We start from the raw sequence: 4,602 nt of genomic DNA, 5'->3' as shown, positions 1-4,602 counted from the left end.
AGTTCTAAGCGGTGTAGTAATTGTGGGTATATTGCTGAGAAAATGCCGTTAAATGTTCGAGAGTGGGATTGTCCAGACTGTGGGACACACCATGACCGAGATGTTAACGCTAGTAAAAATATTTTGGCCGCAGGGCTTGCGGTGTCAGTCTGTAGAGCGACCATAAGACCAGAACAGAGTAAATCTGGGGCGGCAGGTGCGAAACCCCGCAAGGGAAAGAAGCAGAAACCTAAATCGTGAGGTTTGGGAATCACCGTCCGTTTACGGCGGTGAGGATGTCAATGAGCATAATTCCTGTCCCCGGCACGGTATAAGCTGATCCTTCACCGTTGGAAAAGGTGGCACTGGCCGCATTACCTTCCCGATCGATAACGCTAATATGGGTGGTACTACCCCATTTATTAGGATATTTGCCTAAAAATTCTGGCGAGAGGAATTGCTCTTCGATTCCCTCCTGATGGATAAAATTATCGTAGCCTTGGGCGCGTGCTTGATTGGTTAAGGCCATCACTTCCGTTAAAATTTGCAGATGTTTGGCTCCTAGATGCTCTAAAGCCGATAAATTAACTGTTTCCAGTAATTTTAGGGCAAAAGCTAGGAGAATTCCCCCAGAACTAGGAGGCGGATTAGTCAGTATTTCGTAACCCCGATATTGGCTTTTTAGGGGTTTTCTCTCAAGGACTTGGTAATGATTTAAATCCTCTAGGGTAAGATAACCACCCTCCTGCATATCTTTGGCAATTTGGTGGGCGATTTCTCCCTCATAAAAGTCTTTTACGCCTTTTTTGCTTAATTCTTCTAAAGTGTTGGCAAAATCCCTCATCATACAGCGATCGCCAGCTTGGAGGAGTTTTCCTTGGGGGGCATAGACTTTTAAACCCTCTCTATCTTTGAGCAGGATCGAAGCGAGTAAACCCAGGCAAAAGCCGTTATATTGGCTCAAAATGTAGCCTTGTCGAGCATATTCGATCGCTGGTTCCGCTACCACGGCAAAGGGCAATTTTCCCAGTTTTTTCTGCACTGTTTCCAATCCCCGTAACGCCCCAGTCGTAGCGATCGCACCTCGGCCAATGTGAAAATCTTGACTAGCACCACCAAAATTGATCGCCACTGGGTAAAAGTCGATATTTGTCAAGGGTTTTTTATATTTTGGAGTTTGACAAAAAAAATCAAAAATGGTATTGACTTTTTCTTTGGTATGTGCTAGTAAAAAACCGCCGCCCCCCGCGGAAGCGAGGGTGAATTCGACCACGAAAGCCGCTAAAATCGAGCCAACTATCGCATCGAAGGCATTTCCGCCCATTTCTAAGATTAATTGTCCAGCTTCGGCAGTTTTTGGATGTCCTGCGGCGATAGCGCCCTTGCTTTTGCGAGTCACTTTGATCGAGGTGTGGGGTGTGGGGGTGTGGGGGTTGGGGGTTGGGGGTTGGGGGTTGGGGGTTGGGGGTTGGGGGTGTGGGGGTTGGGGGTTGGGGAGAACAAAGCTGCCTCCTACCTCCTGACTCCTGAATACGGCTATTTTTTTAATTGCTTAACCGCTTGATAGATTTCGGGTAAACGCTTGTAAGCGGCTGCTACCTTGAGGAATAGTTTATGAGGCATAGCGGGAGCGCCAGAAACCACTTCTCCTGCTCCGATATCGTTGTGAATGCCAGTTTGGGCGGTTGCGATCGCACCGTCCCCGATCACTGCTTGATTGGCAATGCCCACCTGTCCTGCTAAAATAACGCGATTGCCCAATTTTACGCCTCCTGCCATGCCTACCTGTCCGGCAAGGGCGCAAGCTTGGCCAATTTGGCAATTATGGGCAATATGGACGAGATTATCGATCTTAGTCTGGCTACCGATGCGGGTTTCTCCCACTGCCGGGCGATCAACGGTGCTATTACAGCCAATTTCTACCCCATCTTCTAAGACCACGATACCCGATTGTTCCATCTTAAACCAGCCTTCGGGAACTGGCACAAAACCGAAGCCCTCAGCACCAATAACAGCACCACTGTGGATAACGCAATCATTGCCGATTTGTACCCGTTCATGGATGGTACAGTTAGCGTGGAGAATTGTGCGATCGCCAATATGCACTCCGGGGTAAATAACGGCGTTAGGATGAATGCACACCCCATCACCGAGGGTGACATTTGCTTCTACCACAGCATGGGCCCCGATGGCGACTTTATGGCCGATTTTAGCCGATGGATGCACCACGGCGGTGGCGTGAATGTAGGGTTGGGGCTGAAAGGGTTGATAGAATAATTTGATGGCGTGGGCGAATAAAAGTCGGGGATTGGCACTAGCTAACCAAGGGATGCCGCGTTCGTCGGCCTGTTGTTGTAAATTGGTATCCAGGGGCAGAATTAGGGCAGTAGCGTCAGTTTTGGCGACAAAGGCAGCAAATTTTCCCCCTTCGATATAGCTAATGGTATCGACTAGGGCGGTTTCGATGGGAGTTATGGCTTTAATTTCGGGATTTCTGTCGGGATAGGCGGTCAAACTCTGGGATTGCACTAAAGGGCTTAATTTTTGGGCAATTTCACTAAATTTCATAAATATATACTGCGATCGAGATAGGGCTTATGATAGGATAGTTTAAAACTATACTGATAATCTTGTCGTTATTATAGTCAAAAAAGTTGCTAGTTTTTTAGGGAATAATCCCTGTTTTCCATTTCAACAAAGCCGATGTCGATCTGGAGCAGTTTTGGAGATAAGTTTGCTCTCTCCAAAACCGATTGGTTTTATTTTTTACTACTCGATCGAGTTAATAAAATTGACCCAAACAGTATTAAGCTGATCGGAGTTGATGGTTCGGAAACTGTTTGAAAATCCCGGTTAAAAATTCCTGACTCTCCCCAAGAAAACCTAGGCTCTACCAGCTTAAAAATGGCTGAATATTTTCTAGGTTGAGAGCCAACAAACTTCCGTAAAAAGGAGAAGTTATCGAAAAATTGGCTTGAAAACCCCGTAGTTTCACGACGGCTTTTGTTGATCTATTCGGAACCTTGATCGGTTAGGGTAATTGAAGATGCAACAGACCGCTATTTTTTACGCCTTGTCGTTGAGATTAAACTGGAAACCCTTCCCAATAACGGGCAATCAGTAGGGATTAATCTAGGGATTGCCAACGAGTGCCACCCTCTCAACATTTGCTCTGCCGGTCATCACCGCCGCAGAGAGCGCAGTGAGCAGATCAAATCTACAATATCACATTTTCCAGTGGGGAATCTGGGTTAAAATAGATCGAGAAAGTTAACAAAAAAATTGTCTCGCTCAAGTGGGCGAAAATCAGCTTATGACCCTTGCGGTGGCGATCGAAAAGTTAAAAAAATCCTACGGTCAGACAGCAGCGGTTAAAGATATCTCCTTTACCGTGGCAGCGGCAGAAATCTTCGGTTTACTCGGTCCCAATGGTGCGGGGAAAACCACCACGATTCGCTGTCTTTGTACCCTTGCTAAACCCGATGGCGGCAAAATCGAGGTGGGGGGTGTCGATGCCCTGAATAACCCCAAATCTGCCCGTAAACGCCTGGGTTACGTTGCCCAAGAAGTCGCCCTCGATAAAATGCTCACCGGCCGGGAACTGTTGCAACTACAAGCGGCTCTCTATCACATTCCTGCTCAAAAGTCAAGAGAGCGCATCAAAGAATTAATAAATCTTTTAGGATTAGAGGAATACGCCGACAAAAAAACAGGAACCTATTCCGGCGGCATCAAAAAACGGCTGGATTTAGCGGCGGGATTACTGCATCAGCCGGAGGTTTTGGTGCTGGATGAACCAACTGTGGGACTCGATATCGAAAGTCGTTTGATTGTCTGGGATTTTCTGCGACAATTGCGGGCAGCAGGAACCAGTGTGTTAATTACCAGCCATTATCTCGAAGAAATCGACGCATTGGCCGATAACTTGGCAATTATCGACAATGGTATCGTCATCGCTCGGGGCACACCCTCACAACTGAAGGAGCAACTTGGCGGCGATCGCATTACCCTAAAAGTGCGAGAATTTTCCCCAGAGGAAGAAGCTTTGAAAGCGAAAGAGTTATTATCCCGTCTGCCTTTTGTCGAGGAAGTGATCGTCAATACCGCCCAGGGTAACTCCCTTAATCTTATCGTGAGGGCGAATAGCAATCCTTTAAGCAAAATTGAACAAACCCTAGCCGAATCGGGATTACCCGTGTTTAGCATGGCCCAATCCCGTCCTAGTCTCGATGATGTCTATCTAGCGGCCACTGGACGCACCCTGATGGATGCGGAAATTGCCGCTGCCAGCAGTCGCGACCTCAAGGCCGAGAAAAAACAAGCGATGAAGGAATCCTAGTCCGGCGAGAAAGGCTGTAATATTGCCTAATTGCCCAGTTAAATCGTCTATAATTGGAGCGATCGATTATATATCAATCAATATGAAAGATAAACGGGTATTGCTGACCGGCGGTACGGGAGGACTGGGTTTAGGAGTCACTCCGGCGGTTTTACACCATGGCGGTCATCGAAAATTTTGGGTCTGAAACCCCGTCGTAGAACGACGGCTTTACCGTTAAATACTAGCGCATTTACCAAATATATGCTAAAATGTGAGACATGGAAAAAGCCTATTCGTTTCGA

General features: G+C 47.1%; 3 protein-coding genes and 3 pseudogenes. 4 read left to right on the top strand and 2 right to left on the bottom strand.

Going from position 1 to position 4,602, the window contains the following annotated elements:
• On the top strand, positions 1-240 hold a 240-nt coding region (locus tag EWV84_RS20810), incomplete at its 5' end, for a zinc ribbon domain-containing protein (RefSeq protein ID WP_287079801.1).
• Positions 241-271: 31 nt separating this feature from the next.
• On the opposite strand, the pseudogene EWV84_RS20805 reads toward EWV84_RS20810, so the two are convergent.
• Positions 272-1,378, bottom strand: a pseudogene (locus EWV84_RS20805) (gamma-glutamyltransferase); the annotation flags it as partial.
• Between the two features lie 137 nt (positions 1,379-1,515).
• A complete protein-coding gene (lpxD, locus tag EWV84_RS20800; RefSeq protein WP_287079800.1) occupies positions 1,516-2,547 on the bottom strand; it encodes a UDP-3-O-(3-hydroxymyristoyl)glucosamine N-acyltransferase in 1,032 nt (343 codons plus the stop codon).
• Positions 2,548-3,006: 459 nt separating this feature from the next.
• Here lpxD and EWV84_RS23180 point away from each other — a divergent pair.
• From EWV84_RS23180 to EWV84_RS22985, 3 genes and pseudogenes are all read left to right on the top strand, one after another.
• Positions 3,007-3,145 (top strand): annotated as a pseudogene (locus tag EWV84_RS23180) (RNA-guided endonuclease TnpB family protein); the annotation flags it as partial.
• Between the two features lie 147 nt (positions 3,146-3,292).
• Entirely contained in the window at positions 3,293-4,318 is a 1,026-nt protein-coding gene (locus tag EWV84_RS20795) for an ABC transporter ATP-binding protein (RefSeq protein ID WP_287079798.1), read from the top strand.
• An 82-nt stretch (positions 4,319-4,400) separates the two neighbouring features.
• Positions 4,401-4,487 (top strand): annotated as a pseudogene (locus tag EWV84_RS22985) (3-oxoacyl-[acyl-carrier-protein] reductase); the annotation flags it as partial.
• Positions 4,488-4,602 lie beyond the last annotated feature (115 nt).

The organism is Microcystis sp. M_QC_C_20170808_M3Col (assembly GCF_007095505.1).
Taxonomy (GTDB): Bacteria; Cyanobacteriota; Cyanobacteriia; order Cyanobacteriales; family Microcystaceae; genus Microcystis.
This window is presented reverse-complemented; position numbering and strand designations above follow the sequence as displayed.